Raw genomic sequence first — 18,005 nt, forward strand, 5'->3', positions numbered from 1 at the left:
CGTTCAATCTGAGCCATGATCAAACTCTTCAATTAAATATATCGAAATATGAATCGTCGTTGTGACACTCTTAACGAGTGCCCACACAGATTGTCTTGTCTAAATTTTTAAAGAACATTTACTAGAAGCCGTTACTTCTTAGTGACTCACCCTGTTCGAGTGAGGTGCGCATTTTACATCGTTTATTTTCGATGTCAACCATGTTTTTAAACTTTTTATTTGTTTGAAAACTTGGTTTCGCACTTGTTGCTGAGTTGGCTTTGTTTTTCTCGAAGCCCCCTCAGAACGTGGAGCGCATTATAGATACCTCTTGTGAAAGATCAACACTTAAATTGGATTTTTTTGCTTTTTAAGCCACTTTTGGTGTTAACCGCTCATTTCTGCATCATTTCTAGCGACTCAATCCATCTTTAGACTAGTTTTTTCACATTTTATTGTTCAATTTGTTACAAATGAGTAAACTATATACAGCCTCCAACACCATAATAAACAATAGAAAGGTAGGTATATGAAAGTAGGCTTTATTCAATGCGCTGTTATTAGCGCTATTTTTGCAATTGCAGGTTACTTGTTATTTTCTTCTGCTAGTTTAAACGTCCATGTTCCACTGACCGTCTCAGCAGCTCTGCTGATCAGCGGTATCGTTACTCCTTGGCTAGCGTCTCTTATTCAAAGTCCATCTTCCTCAGATGCCAGAGCACATTCTAATGACGGATCAGTAGAAACTTTATATGTGGGTAATTTGCCTTATAGAGCAAACGAGAACGCAGTAAAGGAATACTTCAGTAGCTTTATTGAAGTACAGTCGGTTCGCTTAATGAAGGATCGTAAAACTGGAAAAAGAAAAGGATACGGTTTTATCGAAGTTGTAACTGACGACTTAAACAGCGTTATCGATAAAACTAACGACTCAATCTTTCAGGAGCGAACCCTAAAAGTTCGCCCTGCAAAAGACAAAGTCGAACACGCATAATTTTGTGAGTACGGTTTATAGGCTATAAAAAAGCCCGGTTAGCTTTCGCTACCGGGCTTTTATATTAACAAATAGTTAGTTATTCACTTGTCTCAGCAGATTGAGGAAGTCCATTAAGTAACGTTTGATTGAAAGCATGAAACCTATTTATAGCAGATACAAGATCTGGCACTTGCACGTCTTTCATCTCATTAATCAACCCACCTATTAAGGTATTATAGTCTTCGTTACTTCCTAACGTACTTTCGGCATTAGCAAAAGTATCCATCATCTTTTCTAGATATTGCGCTATAGGGCTAACCACATTTCCAAACTTCGAATTATCGCTTTTGTCTTCATTGTAATGTTGGATGTTCTCATACGTCTTTAGCACTTCGGTCTGTGTTGTTCTATTTAACTGTAACGCGTAGCCAACTAACTCTTTATCGTCAAAGCCTAAACTTAACGCTTCTTCAAATGCTTTGTCGATGTCACCACTGTAAAAGGTGTCGGCGAGATCCTGAACTTGACCAACCAAATCAGCTATCGACTCTAACTCATCTTCATCAAGCTCGCCTTTCAATGAAAAGCTAATACCGCTTCGCTCATAGTATTGGTACGAAGTTTGTTGTTGGTATGACGCTGAAAAATTGTTTTCGCCTTGCTCGCCACTACCGCCTGATTGCTCCTGAGATGCCTGTGCTTGGAAATTAAGTTGTTGAGACGCTTGGAACGAGCGAAGACTCTCAAAACTAAAACTCACTTCGTCGCCATCTTTAGTTCGAATCAGCAAGCTTCCGCTTTTCTCATCCGATGCAGCTACCGCGTTTAAGGACGAAAGCGTTATAGCGTTCGGCTGCTGGCGACCAAATATGTCAGTTTCCAGATCGTTTATTCCTGTATCGATTAGATCGCGGCTTTTTGTCATTCCTTGCTCAATCTCTTCATTCATAAAACCAGCGAGGTCTTTTTCAGCCATAGCGAATCCACGGCTTACGCCTTCTCTCGCTTGGCTAAATAAGCCATTAAGCTTTTCTTCGCTGGCACCACCGATTGCCGCACCTCTAATAACGCCACCTACGAACTTAAGTACGTTTCTGGCAACTTTTTCAAAGTCGAACAAACTGTTCGACTTATCTTCAATGCTTTTCTCTTTGGCTTCTTGTGGCTTTTGGCCATCTATAACTAACGCTTGGTTAAGGCTGCTACTCACCACACGTAAGCCGATGCTAGTTTGGCTACTGGAAACAGATACTGATGCCGCTTGTTGTTTAGAAAACTCAGCCGCTTGCTGCAATCCGTCTTGCTGTAACTGCTTTTTCAACATTTCGTTCGGGTGAACTGATGCCTTTTGATCTGCTTTTTGATCGACCTTCTGGTCGCCCATAAAAGCCTTAATTTGACCCACGTTCATAATTTGATCCTCACTATCCTCAATCTTATTATCGGCAAAGAATCAGTATTGTTTAATTTTAATACAGCTTTTTTTACTGGGTCGTTCCTAATAATAATGCAGAAGTAGATAGCGCTTGTTGCAGTTATTTTATAAGGGACTACAATTCGCGACCTCAACATTGAATGGAGAATTTTATGACCGCGACCGAACAACAACGCTATCAAGCTCAGTTGGACGAAAAAGTAGAACGTCTTACTGCGTTACTTTCTCCGTTCAATGCGCCTGACTTAACCGTATTTCCATCGCAACCAACGCACTACCGTATGCGCGCCGAATTTAGAGTATGGCATGAGGGCGATGATTTGTTTCACATCATGTTCAACCAAGAAACAAAAGAAAAGTACCGCGTAGATAGCTTTCCTCCTGCTTGTAAAGTAATAAACGATGCTATGGCGCTGTTGTTAAAAGAAGTAAGACCAAATGAAGCGCTAAGAAAGAAGCTTTTTCAAATCGATTATCTTTCTGCACTATCTGGCGAGCTTGTCATCAGCCTTTTATACCATCGTCAACTAGATGAGAAGTGGCAAGAGGCTGCAAAAGAATTAAAGGCGAAACTCGAGGCTCACTTTCCGAAAGTAAACATCATCGGCCGTGCGAGAAAACAAAAGCTTATTATCGACAACGATTTTGTTATTGAGCGCTTACCCGTTAATGGCAAAGAATTCATATTTAAGCATATCGAAAATAGCTTCACTCAGCCCAATGCCGAAGTGAACTGTAGCATGATTGAATGGGCACTAGATTGCGTAAAGCCGCTCTCTGGCGATTTACTGGAGATGTATTGCGGTGCAGGTAACTTCTCACTGCCGCTAGCGCTTCACTTCGATAATGTTGTGGGGACCGAAATAGCCAAGCCCTCTGTACAAGCTGCGCAGTTTAATATTGAACAAAATCAGCTCAACAATGTGAAGATCGTAAGACTCGCCGCTGAAGAATTTACTCAGGCTATGAAAGGTGAACGTACGTTTAGTCGCTTAGAAGGCATTGATCTAAGTACATATAATTTCACAACTGTATTGGTTGACCCACCAAGAGCTGGGTTAGATGAAGACTCGCTTAGAATGATTCAGGATTACGATAATATCGTGTATATCTCGTGTAACCCTGAAACGTTGGCGCAAAACCTTGAGCTTTTAAGCGAAACTCACGACGTTGCTCAATCGGCATTATTCGATCAATTCCCGTTTACTCATCACATTGAGGCTGGCGTTTTACTTACACGCAAAAGTTAGTTTTGGTACAAATTGACAAGGCCTTTGGAGTCACAAAGGCCTATGAAGACGTATTAAAATAAGGTGGCTTTGATTAGAGCAAACGATGTGGACTTAAACCACTAATTCAATTATACGCTTTTTTGCGTTGCACCTAGTTGAACGAAGCGAAGCTGCGCTTTCACTCTCTCACCGATTTCTCGGCGAAGTTTATCGTCTGCTTCTAATGCCTCTGCCCCAGCACTGAATACGAGCCTTACCATAGCATCAGCTTGAAGCTGCGCGCATGCGTATTCTACGCCCTGCTGTTCAATAATGTAGTCGGTCAACTCGTCGATGAAGTGTTGAATCTCTCTAAATACTGCCAACCGATAAGCCGACGACGTACCAGTATGCTCGCGTAGTAATAAACGAAATACGTTTGTATTTGCCGCAATAAATTCCATGAAGGTTTCAACAGAAGTATGTATTACGCCACCTCCAGAGGCTATACGCCGCCTTGCCTGACGCATAAGCTGCCGCAATGCTAAACCGGCTTCATCCACCAGCGTTAAACCCAATTCGTCCATATCTTTGAAGTGCCGATAAAAAGACGTAGGTGCTATACCTGCCTCTCGGGCAACTTCACGCAAGCTGATTGCCGATAAGCTGCGATTTTCATCGAGCAAAGAAAACGCAGCATGAATGATATTTTGGCGGGTTTTTAATTTCTGTTCTTGTCGACTCACATTCGCACCATAGGTTGATTAGCTCTGAACGGCTTGATGATTTTTAGCGCTTGGGGTTGAAGCCCTTACGTCATCTGTATAGCCATTAACGCAATCAAACTTCGTACATCAAAGACTAGCATGTGTAGTTTATCGCAACACACACCAGTGGGGAAAGAGAAACAGAATCATCTCTTTTATAAACAAGCATTAAGCAGAAAAAGCCACAATTAACGAGCGCTTCAGCGTAGCTTTACTATAATTAAACTTTACACATGTAAGCAGAACTAATCTGGGTTTTGCTTGCCTGAAGCCTCGTAAAACGATAAATTAGCGAACAGTTGTAAGCCAAGTTGTATAAAATGAAAAAACCTCCTCTTATCCTTACTAATGTGCTGGTATTTATTATATCTGGCGCCATTGCGTTTATTGGTGTGCCGCTATGGGTGGCGTATCAAGGCATCGATTGGGCAGAAATCGGTGCGGCTATATTCCTATTTTACTTTACCGGTATGTCTATAACTGCCGGCTATCACCGCTTATGGTCGCATAAAACTTACGACGCCAATGTGGTTGTTCGTGTGATCCTTGCGATTGGTGGCGCTATGGCGCTGCAAAATAGTATTTTGCACTGGTCGTCAGATCATCGCGTTCATCATCGTCATGTTGATGATAACGACAAAGACCCCTACTCTGCCAAGAAAGGGCTTTGGTTTGCGCATATCGGCTGGATGTTGCGTGAGTATCAGGCCAAACGTTACGATGACTACAGTAACTGTAAAGATCTTCAAAAAGATAAAGTGGTGATGTGGCAGCATAACTACTATTTGCCCATCGTGCTGGCGGCCAACTTTGGTATCACAGGTCTTCTGGGCTATTTAAATGGTGACGTATTAGGCATGATCTTGGTAGCCGGTGTACTTCGCCTGGTGCTAGTGCATCACGTAACCTTCTTTATCAATTCTCTTGCTCATTTTTGGGGTAGCCAGCCTTACACCGATAAGAACACAGCACGAGATAACGGTATTCTTGCGTTTTTTACCTTTGGTGAAGGTTATCACAATTACCATCACATCTTTGAGTACGACTATCGTAATGGCATTCGCTGGTATCAGTTTGATCCTACAAAATGGCTTATTAAGGGATTATCACTGGTAGGACTGACATCCAACCTTCGCAAAGTGCCAGAAGAGCGCATCGAGAAAGCGTTAGCAGCAATGCAGCTGCAAAGAGCAAGTGAAAAAGTATCGCTACTGCCTAATGCTGAAGAAATGATGCATACCATTCAAGAAGAATACGACTTGTTAATGCAGCGCATGAGTGAATACTACGCCACGAAAAAACGTGTTATGCGCGTTAAACAACGCACTCTAAAGCGCAGTATCGAAGGGCTTGAGCTTGCATACAAGTACAAAGAGCTGAAACACGCATTTGCTGTACAGAAAGAGAAATGGACACAGTTGCATAGTTTGTCATTGCAAATGGCGTAAATTAACGCCCTCTTTTATACGTTTGAACGCTAAAAACCACATAAGTGTCTGCTTATGTGGTTTTTTTTTATTCTATAGTTGGATAAGGTCGTTATACTAAAACCAGAATCATTCATTTTGTATTACGGCTAACCTAGTGGTGACATCGCATTACAAAAGTAACAACATGGGAAAGTAAGATGGCAACGAAGCAAAAAACCAAAGCCCCGTCGTATCATTACGACGCTATCGTTATTGGCACAGGTCCTGGTGGTGAAGGCGTTGCAATGCAGCTTGCCAAAGCCGGAAAAAAAGTGGCGGTTGTTGAGCGCTACGAGGCAGTGGGAGGAGGTTGTACCCATTGGGGAACCATTCCATCGAAAGCACTTCGTCACTCAGTAAGTCGTCTTATTGAATATAACTCTTCTCCCTTGTTTGCCGACAACCACTTAAGTAAAAGCCTTACGTTTTCAGACATCATGCGCCATGCTAGCGGTGTGGTGAAAAGCCAAACTCGACTTCGCTCTTCTTTCTACGACAGAAATCGTGTGACGCTATTTCACGGCGAAGCCAGTTTCGTAGATGCGCATACGTTAGAGATAACCCGTAAAGATGGCTCTAAAGATACTGTCACTGCAGGCCAAATTGCTATTGCCACAGGGTCGCGTCCTTATTGTCCTAAAGACATCGACTTTAATCACCCGCGTATTTATAACTCAGACACTATCCTATCTTTAGATCACGATCCCAAATCAATAATTATCTATGGCGCTGGGGTCATTGGCTCTGAATATGCCAGTATTTTCAGAGGACTAGGCGTAAAAGTTGACCTCGTAAACATGCGCGATCGCTTACTGTCATTTCTTGATGACGAGATATCGGACGCGCTCAGTTATCACCTGTGGAACAATGGCGTACTCATCCGGCACAATGAGGCCTATTCTTCGGTTGAAGCTACCGATGACTCGGTTATTTTAAACTTAGAGTCGGGCAAGCGTATGCGCGCAGATTGTCTCTTGTTTGCTAACGGAAGAACGGGTAATACAGATACACTTAAACTCGAGAATATTGGTTTAAAAGCCGATGGCAGAGGCCAACTCAAGGTTAACGAAAATTATCAAACTGACGTAGACAATGTATTTGCAGTCGGCGATGTCATTGGCTATCCAAGTTTAGCATCTGCGGCTTATAACCAAGGTCGCTTTGCCGCTGAAGCTATGCTTGGCATAAAAACACATTCGGCATTGGTAGAAGATATTCCGTCAGGCATATACACCATCCCAGAAATAAGTTCTGTTGGTAAAACAGAGCAAGAGCTTACTGCAGCAAAAGTGCCTTATGAAGTGGGAAGAGCTCAGTTCAAACATTTGGCCAGAGCCCAAATCGCGTCAACGCAGACAGGAAGTCTGAAAATCTTGTTTCATCGCGAAACTAAAGAAATCTTGGGCATTCATTGTTTCGGTGAACGTGCCTCCGAGATTGTTCACATCGGCCAAGCGATCATGCAGCAAAAGGGCGAAGGCAATACCATAGATTACTTCGTTAACACTACGTTTAACTATCCAACCATGGCAGAAGCTTATCGAGTTGCTGCTATTAATGGACTTAATAGAATTTTCTAACGGACACAAAAAAGCCGGCGAGATTGTCGCCGGCTTAATATGCGTTAACTAAGAAATTAGTTACGGTTCGCAGCAAGCGCGTTAAGCGAATCTTTATGTGCTACGATGTCGATGTGCATATTTTCTTGATCGAACGTCATTGTTGCAATGGCGTAGTCACCCTGACTATCGCTTGCAATGTCGATCAACTTTGCTTGTGCATCACGGAAACGAATGTTATTGCCGATTTTGTCAGACATACATTGGTTATTCATTTCGAATGTTTTCGCATCCATGCAATCGAAAAGCTGGTTATCACCAGATTCCGCATGCGCAATACCAAAGGCCGCTGATAGAGCTAGGGTTAGTACTACTTTACGCATGTTTCTTCTCCTGTGTTACAGTCTACTACTGTCACTATTAAACATACTGTATATACATAAGATAGTCAAACTGAGATCATAGTTTTGTGACAAAAGTATGACAAAGAGAAATATTTGGAGAAAAATGTGAAAGGCCACGATGCACTGGTGGTTAAAGCGAGAAATTGTAGACTGTGTGCCCCTCACCTACCGCATCAACCCAACCCCATATTTAGCACTGCACCATCAACTAAAGTGCTTATTATTGGGCAAGCACCGGGGTTGAAAGCTCATGAACGCAACATTGCGTTTGATGATCCCAGCGGAGATCGGTTACGCGATTGGTTGTCTGTCTCGAGAGAGACCTTTTATAACCCTAGCTTAATTTCGGTGCTGCCAATGGGCTTCTGCTTTCCAGGTTATAAAAATGGAGCCGATGCTCCGCCAAGAAAAGAATGTGCTCCCGCTTGGCATAATGACTTTCTTCTTCATTTAAAACCTAAAGTAACGCTTTACGTGGGACGTTACTCGCAACAGTATTATTTACCGCAACACAAAACGTTAACTGAAGCTGTACGCAGTCCGACTGAAACACATTTCGTACTGCCCCACCCGTCAGGAAGAAACAACAGGTGGCTCGCTAAAAACCCTTGGTTTGAATTAGATATCCTTCCCAAGTTGCGAGACACTGTCGAATCTGTATTAAAAGTTTAGTCGTGCTCTTCCAGAAACGCTAAAAGCGCATCGAACGGCATAGGCTTCGCGTACAAGTAGCCCTGTGCTTCGTCACATCCAAGCTTTATCATGTAACTCGCCTGCTCTCTTTTTTCTACGCCTTCGGCAATAGTCAATAAGCCTAGCTTGTTACCCAAAGTCACAATGGTCTCAGCAAGCACTGCGCTTGCACCCGGTTTAATGTCTTTGACAAAAGAACGATCGACCTTCAATCGATCTAACGGGAGCTGCTGTAGATAACTCATGGAGGAAAAGCCTGTTCCAAAGTCATCAATGGCTATTTTCACCCCAAATTCTTTTAACGAACGCAATGCATCTATTACAATTTGCGGTTCATCCATCACCACGCTTTCTGTTATTTCTAGCTCTAAAAGGCTTGGGTCGCAGTTGGCGTTAGATAGTGCCTGCTTAACTTTTTCTACAAATAACCTGTCGCGGAACTGCGGAATAGAGATGTTAACGGCAACTCTTAGATGGCCGTAGCCTTTTTCTTTCAATTCCTGAAGACGACGGCATGACTCTTCTAGCACCCATTCACCGATATCAACGATAAGACCTGAATACTCAGCAAGTGGCACAAATACGGCGGGAGAAATATATCCCCCTTCACCATTGGGCCAGCGTAGTAAGCCTTCCATGCCAACAACTTTTTCATTCAGTAAGTCCACTTGCGGCTGAAACCACAGCTCCAGCTTTCTTGCTGCAAAGTCGCTTCGGAGTTGGCGAATCATATCTAGGCGCCAAGTCGTCTGATCTTCAATATCTTTGGCGTAATATTCGAAGTTATCTGTCAGGTTTTTCTTAGCACGGTTTAACGCAATATTCGTGCGCTTTAAAATCTCAATGCCGATGTGGCGTTTATTGTCTAACTTGCACAATCCAAGTGTTATATTCACCGGAAGGGTGTGATCACCTACCTGAAATGAAGATTGGAAAATGTTGTTAATGGACTTGGGGCATACCAAATCGTCAGGACCAATAAGACCAAATACATCAGCACCTATGCGGCCTTTTTTCACTATGCTATCGAAAGAAGATTGAAAGCGATCGCTTATAGCTCGCAACAATTCGTTGCCGACTTCTTGCCCTAAGCCATCATTTATATCGGAAAAGTGATTTACGTCGATAAGGGCTACGCTATAGTTTTCTCCGGCAAACAAATGAGGTTTATCGAGCATATTGATAAACTCATTGCGGTTTGGCAGACGGGTTAACCAGTCTCTGAACGCCGCATTTCTCAATTCATGGAAAAGATTAACGTTTTCGTATCCCACTGAAATACTGGATAGAAAAACCTCAAGCAAGTGCTTGTCTAGCTCACTAATCTCGTGGGTTTGTCGAACAAATACGGCAGCTTCAAAACCTGCGCGGCTGATATACAGCACAGAGCAACTGGGCTCAAAAATGTGCTTTTTAAGACGTAGGCACCGACTAATGTTTTCTTCAATTTCAAGGTTTTTAAGCGTGAACACAGGCTGGTTTATAAATTTCGCATACTCACCCGCAGCGCCAAGCACGTAAACCTCTTCGTCCTCTCGGTCTAGCAAAGAACCCGCTCTTGCGCACAATAAACCTTCGGAATCTAGACCAATAAGCGAACTAATCTGAGTAACTACACCTTCGCAAAACTCTTTCACCGAATGTTCTTCAAACAAGTTGGCTGAAGAGGTGATTATTTTTTCTAAACCAGCACGGCTTTGACTAATCGTTACAATTTGCTGATAAGAGCGTAGTGAGGAAATGATAGTAGTTAGTAATTTGGCGCGAGTAAGTTCTGTTTTGGTTTTATAGTCATTGATATCGTAAACTTTAATGACTTGCTCTTCAGGCGCGTAGCCGGGCTGGCCCGTACGTAAGATAATTCGAGGTTCAACTAACTTCATGTCCTCGCGGATGTATTTAACAACATCAAAACCCGCGTCATCAGTCTCCATAACGACATCAAGTAAAATTATGGCAATGCTGTTGCCATATTCGTGCAGCATTTCTTTGGCTTGTTTTGCTGAATAAGCGTGGATGAAGTTTAATTTGCGATCGTTTACGATGAGATCAGATAGCGCGAGACGCGTTACGGTGTGAATCTCTTCATCGTCATCGACAATAAGAATGTTCCAGTCTTTGCCCAATAAGGTTTGCTCTTCAACTGAACCATCATCATCTAAAAAAATTAATTCGTCGTTATCGTAATCCATTGCCGACATTACCGCTCATTTCCTCGATACAAACAAAACAAGAATGCGCTACTCATTGTATTAAGGCAACGATTACATTGATAAATGGGTTACGCAATGCAATAGTGCTCTCATGTTACATGCCATTTTACATTCGATCATTTAAGCATTTATGAAGATTACATCCCAGCACTTTTCCCCTGAGGTTAAAAAACCACAGGAAACGGAAGAGAAGACTGTAAAGGTGACAGCCGAATCGCCTGCGGCTGAAAAAGCGGCCAGCAACGCAGTGAAAACCGATGCTAGTCGCCAACGCATGCTTTCCTGGTTTGCCAGAGTGGGTATAAGCCCCTCTATGATGTCCCCTGATCCTAAAAAGCAAAAGCATGCACTAGAAAGAAGAAAACAAATATTAGAAACCCAAAAAGCGAGCAATCTTCAAGCTGTATTAAATATAGCATTAAATGTGACGATCAACGAACAAACTAGCGATAATCTTGATCCCGACTGGTTTTTCGCATTTAGTACCATGGCTGAGGAAATTTACAGCCCGCCCATGCAGGAATTATGGGGAAAGATTTTTGCCGTTGAGGTGGCTCGCCCGGGCAGTTTTTCCCTTCGTACATTGCAGCTATTAAAGACGCTAACGCATAGGGATGCACAAGTATTCAATAAGGCTGTGAATGTTGCGAGTAGAAGAAATAACGATGCGGTCCCGCGTATTCTTGTGGGGTATCACAAACGCAAAGGCTTGCTTTCACTATTGAGACGCCCTGTTCCTGAGCAAATTAACTTAGCCAACGTAGGGTTGAGTTACCCTGATCTGTTGTCTTTGCAAGAGATGAAGTTGATTTATACCAGCGAAATTGAAAGCGCCGAATACGATGAAGGTCAGCAAGTAACCTGGCGATGCATAAATGAAAATATTTCATTAACCAGTAAAACGTCGGGGGTTGCTTTGGTGTATTACAAGTTCACTTCGGTCGGCAGTGAGCTGTATAAATTAGTGACTAAGTCGCCTAATGAAGCGTATTTAACCAGCATTAAGTCGGTGTTAGGCGAGGTATTTAACGTAAGTTAAATACCATCACCAAATTCGTGCAATCCACACTCGCGTTTCAAACCAAAGAAGCGCGTGTCTTGCTCACTCATTCCTTCTTGGAGCGACTGCGTGGTATGCCAATCACCGATGGATACATACCCTTGCTCCCAAAGCGGATGATAAGACAAGTCGTTATCTTTCAGGTAGTAATGTAAGTCTTTGTTGCTCCAATCAATGATCGGGTAAAGTTTAAACTGCTGCCCTACTTTTTGTAGAACTGGAAGCTTTCCCCTGGTATCTGATTGGCTTCTACGCAAACCTGCAAACCACGTACCTGCTTTCAGGTCACGTAAGGCGCGCTGCATTGGCTCAACTTTGTTCATCTTATTGTATTTCTCAATACCTTCGATGCCTTGTTCCCAAAGTCTGCCAAAGCGCGCTTCCTGCCACGCAGAAGACATCTCTGCGCTGTACACATGCAAATTTAAATTGAGCTTTTCTACAAGTTCATCAATAAACTTATATGTCTCAGGAAAAAGATAGCCTGTGTCGGTAAGCACAACAGGAATATCCGGTTGTGCTTGGGTAAGCATATGCAGCATAACCGCCGATTGTGCTCCAAAGCTTGAAGACACAATATGAGTATCAGGCAAGTTGTCCAGCGCCCAAGCTACTCGCTCCTGCGCTGTCATTTTCTCTAACGTTTCATTGATATCAGCAAGGGCTTCCTTACTGATATCAAGCGTTAGTGGTTGCTGCTTAATCGCTGTATTATTCGTCATAGAAATCCCGTGCGGAGTCTACTACTGGTTTTACAACACCAGCGCGAACAACATAATCACCAAAGGCTTCACCCGCTTCACGATCTTTGGCCCACTGGCCAAACAGTGAATCTAGTTCTGCCATGATTTCCTGTTCGCTTATGTTTTCTCGATACATACGTGGAATACGTGTACCTTCTCGGTTTCCACCCAAATGCAAATTGTATTTGCCTGGGCCCTTACCTACTAAGCCAACCTCAGACAACATCGCGCGACCACAGCCATTCGGGCAGCCTGTTACACGGAAGATTACGCTGTCTTCTTCCAATCCGTGTTTGGCAAGCAAACCTTCTAATTCCGTAACGGCATCTGGCAAGTAGCGCTCAGCTTCTGCCATGGCTAACGGACAGGTTGGCAATGCAACACAGGCCATTGAGTCAAGTCGCTGGTTAGAAATCGATGGCGCTATTAAGCCATGTTCGCGGGCTAATGCTTCAATTTTGTCTTTGTCTTGCGGCGCTACACCGGCAATAATCAAATTCTGGTTTGCCGTTAAGCGGAAATCACCTTTGTGGATCTTCGCAATTTCGGCACAGCCTGTTTTTAGCGTTTTACCTGGGTAATCTAAAATACGGCCGTTCTCAATAAATACGGTCAGGTGATATTTACCGTCAATACCTTCAACCCAGCCAAAGCGATCGCCACGTCCCGTAAATTCATACGCACGGCTGTCTTGGAAAGTCACGCCTGCGCGTTTTTCAACTTCAGCCTTAAAGTTGTCTACCCCAACACGCTCTAACGTATATTTGGTTTTCGCGTTCTTACGATTAACACGGTTCCCCCAATCACGCTGAGTTGTTACAACCGCTGCGGCAACGTCTAGCGTGTTTTCAAGCGGAATAAATCCGAAATCAGAGGCTTTACGCGGGTACGTGCTCTTGTCGCCGTGAGTCATTGCAAGACCACCACCGACAAGTATGTTAAAGCCAACTAGCTGTCCATTTTCAGCAATCGCAACAAAGTTAAGATCATTCGCGTGAACATCTACATCGTTTTGCGGAGGAATCACCACCGTCGTTTTAAACTTACGCGGTAAATAGTTATCACCCAAAATAGGCTCTACAGGCTTTTCAGTCGTTTCGACTTTTTCACCGTCTAACCAAATTTCAGCATACGCGCGGGTTTTAGGTAGTAAATGTTCACTTATTTTCTTCGCCCATTCAAATGCCTGAAGGTGAAGCTCAGATTCAACCGGATTTGACGTACATAGTACGTTTCGGTTTACATCGCCTGCCGTAGCAATAGAGTCGATGCCTACCTTGTTTAGCATTTGGTGCATGGACTTAATCTTAGGCTTTAACACACCGTGAAACTGAAAAGTTTGACGGGTTGTTAAACGAATGCTGCCGTACATGGTGTGATCGGCTGCAAACTTATCAATCGCTAACCATTGGTCAGGCGTAATAACACCACCAGGTAAACGGGCACGCAACATCACATTGTGAAGCGGCTCAAGTTTCTGCTTTGCACGCTCAGCGCGAATATCACGATCGTCTTGTTGGTACATACCGTGAAAGCGAATAAGCTGAAAGTTATCAGCGGTGAAACCACCAGTAAGATCATCTTTAAGATCGGTAGTGATGGTGCCACGCAAATTATTACTTTCACGCTTTAAACGCTCGTTGTCAGCCAGTTTGCCCTCAACGATAAATGGTGATTTTTCGTTACTCATTAATAGACATCCTTCTGATAACGTTTCGCTTTACGTAACTCTACAACATAGGCTTTTGCATCGGCTTCAGATTTACCGCCATGCTCTTGCACAATACTAATTAGGGCGTTCTCTACATCTTTCGCCATGTGCATTGCATCGCCACACACATAGAAGTGTGCGCCCTGCTCTAGCCATTCATACACCTCTTTACCGTTTTCTAGTAAACGGTGCTGAACATACACTTTTTCCTCTTGGTCACGAGAAAATGCCAGCGTAATTTTGTCTAGCAGGCCTTCTTTAACGTAGCCTTGCCATTCCACTTGATATAGAAAATCTTGCGTGAAATGTGGGTTGCCAAAGAACAACCAGTTTTTGCCTTCTGCGCCTTGTACGTCACGCTCTTGCATGAACGATCTAAATGGTGCAATACCCGTACCCGGGCCGACCATGATCACTGGCGTATTTGGATCAGCGGGCAAACGGAAGTTATCGTTACTTTCTACGAACACTTCTACGTCGCCATTTTCTTCTAGATATTCACACAAAAAGCCAGATGCGCCGCCTTGATGACGATGTCCAAACGCTTCATAGTCAACGTGAGCTACGGTTAAATGTACTTCTTCTTCCACTTCGGCTTGGCTTGATGCTATCGAGTACAAGCGAGGCGTTAGCGGTCGCAAAGCATCTACAAGCTGTTGTTCAGACAACTTACCCGGATGGTCGCGCACAATATCAATAATTTGACGTTCGGCCATGTAGGTACGCAGCTGCGCTTTATCTTCCATCAATGTAGCCAATGATTCAGAGCCTGTCGCCTCTTGATATGACTTAATGAAATTAGGGTAACTTAAGGTTAATTCAAGCTTCGACGTTAATGCTTCGGTGAGTGACATGGTCGCGTCAGCCAGAGACACTTCTGTATTGCCGTTTAATGACAAGATACTAATAAGCTCTGACACTAGAGATGCTGCATTTTTAAACCATACACCAAGCGCATCACCTGGCTTGTAGGTGATTCCGCTATCTTCAAGGCTTATTTCAATATGGCGTATATCTTTAACAGAATCACGACCTGTGATTTTTTGTGCGTCAATTAAGGTCGCTTTAAACGGCGCTTTTTTGGTGTAAGTTTGCGCTGCTACACCCTGCACCGCCGCGCCAGTTTGCGCAGCTACCGCTGCTTGCGGAGCTGCACTAAAATCGTCTTTTAGCGAGTCGATGAGCTTGCTCAGCCATGCTTCGGCTTCCGCTTCATAATCAACGTCGCAGTCCAGACGCTCTACAATAGCTTTACCGCCAAGCTTACCTAAGCGTTCATCAAAGTCTTTACCCGTTTGGCAGAAAAACTCGTAACTACTGTCACCTAAACCCAAAACTGCATATTTGGTATCAGCAAGCTTCGGGGCTTTTTTGCCAGCCAAGAATTCATGTAGCTCAATAGCATCGTCTGGTGCATCACCTTCACCATGGGTACTAACAAATACCGCAACGTGAGTTTCTGCTTTCAAGTTACGTGGCTTGTAATCTGCCATGCTAACCAGCTTGCTATTAAAGCCCGCTTCTTCTGCTTTCGCTTGACACTGCGCTGCAACACCTTTCGCATTACCGGTTTGTGAACCGTACAAAATAGTAAGCGTTGGCGCGTCACCCGCTACTGCAGGAGTGCCTTGCATCATTGGTGCAACCGAACCACCTTGTGCAGCAGCCATGCCCGCAGCATAACCACTTACCCAAGTAAGTTGATCACGATTTAAGCCTGCAATGGCTTGCGTTATTGCATTCCACTGCTGTTCGTTTAATACCGCGCCTGGCGCTGAGTTCGAATTAGAATCTTGTGACATAGTCTTTTAGCCTTTTATCAATGGCGCTAAGGCTAACGGCTTTCTTCAAGAAGAGAAAAGAATAAATGAAACTTTTTTATTACTGAAAGTGCTAATGACTGTGCGAATAGGTAATAACACAATTGAATTTGGGCGAGAAGCAACAAAAAAGGGCGAGGCTGCAATCGCAGCCCCGCCCTTTAAAATCCGTAGTTGAGGCTTAGAAGTGAAGTTCTAGCCCTGCGAATACACCATCGAATTCCATATCAGCGTACACATCATCAAGGTCTTCAATATCTACCGTTACATTTCTGTAACCCACCTGAAGCGTCATATCAACCGCTAAACTTTCAATAAACGAGTACTGAATTACAGCTTGATAATCACTAAGCTCATGGTCGTCGAACGACAAATAGCTTCCTTCAAAGTATGCTGATAAACCAGTAAACGGTAAACCTAGCTGAACCTTTGAGTAGGCCATTGGAACAATACCAGAGAATTCTGCAGATCCGCTTGTGTCACTCGCTCTATCCACAACGAACAGTGCGCCGTCGATGTACTTCGCATTAACACCTAAGTCAAAGCTCACTAGATCGTTATCAAATAACTCGTAGTACAAAATGAAATCTGTAGCATCAAGCTCTACATCTGTATTAACCGTGGTGCTTTCAGTAAACAGTTCGCCGTCAAAAGTGAATTCAGACTGAAGCGTTGTGGTGCCCGAGTTATCTAATGTCGTGTGATTTACTTTTATATTAGGTAAAAACGGTACAGGATGCTCAAAGGCAATGTATAGCGCCGTATTGGTCTCATCATCAAAGTTAAAGTCAGCGGTGTTGTTGCTATCAGCAAAACCGCCCTGCGTGTCGGTTTGCCATACCTGGGCTCCAACATATACGCCTGCGATAGTGTCTGCTTGAGATGAAACTGAAACTAATGCGCATCCCAATGCGGCAGCTATAAGACCCTTTTTCATTAATTATCCTTGATTAAGAAGTTCTGAAAGTTCAATTAAAGCAGCGTTTGCACGAGAAATATAGTTTGCCATTACCAAAGAATGGTTCGCTAACATGCCAAATCCACTACCATTTAAAATCATTGGACTGAATACCGACTGCTGTGTCGCTTCCAGTTCACGAATAATTTGCTGAAGACTAACCAATGCATTCTTATCTTCCAATACGTCGTAAAATTCAATTTCCACGGCTTTTAGAAAGTGAAGTAAAGCCCACGTAGCACCGCGTGCCTCATAGAAATTATCGTCTAGTTTCCACCAACTCGTTTTAACTACACGCTGGCTGGCTACAGGAGAAGACTGCTTTGCATTCGAGTCACCCGCCAGATCAGTGTTCAATCTAGCTGATCCTACGCTGGCACTAAGTCTTTGTGAATAACTGCCCAACCGTTTTTCTACCTGTTTCAACCATTCGCGCAAGTTGTCTGCGCGAGTATAAAACTGACTGTCGGTGTTTCGGGTATTCGCTAGCTCGTCACGGTATTTTTTTAGAAGCTCTATACCGTCAGAGTAACTCGATTCAGAAGAAGGCAACGCCCAGCTTTTGTGATCCATATTAAACTTAGGGTGAGCTTTTGTAAGGTATGGATTTTCAATAGATTGGGACTGAGAGCGGCTGAAGTCTTTACGCATAGAGAGTGCAAGGTCTCGCACCATTTCCAGCGCTCCGAATTCCCATGCGGGCATGTTATCTAAAAAGATGCCAGGAGGCGTGATATCGTTAGAAAGATATCCACCAGGCTTATCAAGTAAGGTTTCCGACACATCAATCATAGTTGTTGTTAATGTGTAACCCGCAATATTAGTTGGATTCTCAACAGGCGAGTTTTGCTTTAAACGTTGTCTAACATCAAACGTGTCTGGGGATAGGCTCCAATACCATCCTATTAGCCAGAAAAGTAAAACTATCACTACAGCGACAATCGCTATCCGTTTTGAGTTAATAGATTGTCTCATATAACACCAACCTTCCTTTTAAATAACAAATA

General features: G+C 43.4%; 15 protein-coding genes. 6 read left to right on the forward strand and 9 right to left on the reverse strand.

Annotated elements, in window-relative coordinates:
* Positions 1 to 508 precede the first annotated feature (508 nt).
* Positions 509 to 973: an RNA recognition motif domain-containing protein gene (locus QVA83_RS04555; RefSeq protein WP_014950707.1), complete on the forward strand. Its 465-nt coding sequence runs from the start codon at positions 509 to 511 to the stop codon at positions 971 to 973.
* A 79-nt stretch (positions 974 to 1,052) separates the two neighbouring features.
* On the opposite strand, the gene QVA83_RS04560 is transcribed toward QVA83_RS04555, so the two are convergent.
* Positions 1,053 to 2,366: a DUF5610 domain-containing protein gene (locus QVA83_RS04560; RefSeq protein WP_287498162.1), complete on the reverse strand. Its 1,314-nt coding sequence runs from the start codon at positions 2,364 to 2,366 to the stop codon at positions 1,053 to 1,055.
* 176 nt (positions 2,367 to 2,542) lie between these two features.
* Here QVA83_RS04560 and trmA point away from each other — a divergent pair, with 176 nt between their 5' ends.
* Positions 2,543 to 3,640 (forward strand): tRNA (uridine(54)-C5)-methyltransferase TrmA, encoded by a 1,098-nt coding sequence (gene trmA / locus QVA83_RS04565; RefSeq protein ID WP_287498163.1) that lies wholly within the window; start codon positions 2,543 to 2,545, stop codon positions 3,638 to 3,640.
* A gap of 110 nt (positions 3,641 to 3,750) precedes the next feature.
* On the opposite strand, the gene fabR is transcribed toward trmA, so the two are convergent.
* A complete protein-coding gene (gene fabR / locus QVA83_RS04570) occupies positions 3,751 to 4,347 on the reverse strand; it encodes an HTH-type transcriptional repressor FabR (RefSeq protein WP_014950710.1) in 597 nt (198 codons plus the stop codon).
* A 341-nt stretch (positions 4,348 to 4,688) separates the two neighbouring features.
* On the opposite strand from fabR, the gene QVA83_RS04575 reads away from it, so the two are divergent.
* Together QVA83_RS04575 and sthA are read left to right on the forward strand one after the other, a co-directional pair.
* Positions 4,689 to 5,816, forward strand: coding sequence for an acyl-CoA desaturase (locus tag QVA83_RS04575; RefSeq protein WP_014950711.1), 1,128 nt, complete (start codon positions 4,689 to 4,691; stop codon positions 5,814 to 5,816).
* 179 nt (positions 5,817 to 5,995) lie between these two features.
* A complete protein-coding gene (sthA, locus tag QVA83_RS04580) occupies positions 5,996 to 7,417 on the forward strand; it encodes a Si-specific NAD(P)(+) transhydrogenase (protein WP_014950712.1) in 1,422 nt (473 codons plus the stop codon).
* Between the two features lie 56 nt (positions 7,418 to 7,473).
* On the opposite strand, the gene QVA83_RS04585 is transcribed toward sthA, so the two are convergent.
* Positions 7,474 to 7,779 (reverse strand): hypothetical protein, encoded by a 306-nt coding sequence (locus QVA83_RS04585; protein ID WP_014950713.1) that lies wholly within the window; start codon positions 7,777 to 7,779, stop codon positions 7,474 to 7,476.
* Positions 7,780 to 7,893: 114 nt separating this feature from the next.
* On the opposite strand from QVA83_RS04585, the gene QVA83_RS04590 reads away from it, so the two are divergent.
* Entirely contained in the window at positions 7,894 to 8,472 is a 579-nt protein-coding gene (locus QVA83_RS04590) for a uracil-DNA glycosylase family protein (RefSeq protein WP_239302153.1), read from the forward strand.
* Here the strand turns inward: QVA83_RS04590 and QVA83_RS04595 are convergent.
* Positions 8,469 to 10,694 carry a bifunctional diguanylate cyclase/phosphodiesterase gene (locus QVA83_RS04595; RefSeq protein WP_014950715.1) on the reverse strand — a complete coding sequence of 742 codons (2,226 nt, stop codon included), beginning with the start codon at positions 10,692 to 10,694 and terminating at the stop codon, positions 8,469 to 8,471. The two genes, QVA83_RS04590 and QVA83_RS04595, sit on opposite strands and share 4 nt — an antisense overlap.
* 214 nt (positions 10,695 to 10,908) lie before the next feature.
* Here QVA83_RS04595 and QVA83_RS04600 point away from each other — a divergent pair, with 214 nt between their 5' ends.
* On the forward strand, positions 10,909 to 11,745 hold the full coding sequence (locus tag QVA83_RS04600) for a TIGR03899 family protein (protein ID WP_287498164.1): 837 nt from the start codon (positions 10,909 to 10,911) through the stop codon (positions 11,743 to 11,745).
* On the opposite strand, the gene QVA83_RS04605 is transcribed toward QVA83_RS04600, so the two are convergent.
* From QVA83_RS04605 to QVA83_RS04625, 5 genes are all read right to left on the reverse strand, one after another.
* Positions 11,742 to 12,488, reverse strand: a complete 747-nt coding sequence (locus QVA83_RS04605) for a phosphoadenylyl-sulfate reductase (protein ID WP_014950717.1) — start codon at positions 12,486 to 12,488, stop codon at positions 11,742 to 11,744. The genes QVA83_RS04600 and QVA83_RS04605 overlap by 4 nt on opposite strands.
* Positions 12,478 to 14,199 (reverse strand): assimilatory sulfite reductase (NADPH) hemoprotein subunit, encoded by a 1,722-nt coding sequence (gene cysI / locus QVA83_RS04610; RefSeq protein ID WP_287498165.1) that lies wholly within the window; start codon positions 14,197 to 14,199, stop codon positions 12,478 to 12,480. Before cysI ends, QVA83_RS04605 begins: the two co-directional genes overlap by 11 nt.
* Entirely contained in the window at positions 14,199 to 16,022 is a 1,824-nt protein-coding gene (locus QVA83_RS04615) for an assimilatory sulfite reductase (NADPH) flavoprotein subunit (protein ID WP_287498166.1), read from the reverse strand. Before QVA83_RS04615 ends, cysI begins: the two co-directional genes overlap by 1 nt.
* A gap of 199 nt (positions 16,023 to 16,221) precedes the next feature.
* Positions 16,222 to 16,977, reverse strand: a complete 756-nt coding sequence (locus QVA83_RS04620) for a TIGR04219 family outer membrane beta-barrel protein (RefSeq protein ID WP_287498167.1) — start codon at positions 16,975 to 16,977, stop codon at positions 16,222 to 16,224.
* A 3-nt stretch (positions 16,978 to 16,980) separates the two neighbouring features.
* Positions 16,981 to 17,973 (reverse strand): DUF2333 family protein, encoded by a 993-nt coding sequence (locus QVA83_RS04625; RefSeq protein ID WP_014950721.1) that lies wholly within the window; start codon positions 17,971 to 17,973, stop codon positions 16,981 to 16,983.
* Positions 17,974 to 18,005: the final 32 nt, after the last annotated feature.

It is taken from the genome of Alteromonas sp. AO-Serp, from assembly GCF_017849675.1.
In the GTDB taxonomy this organism is placed as follows: domain Bacteria; phylum Pseudomonadota; class Gammaproteobacteria; order Enterobacterales; family Alteromonadaceae; genus Alteromonas; species Alteromonas macleodii.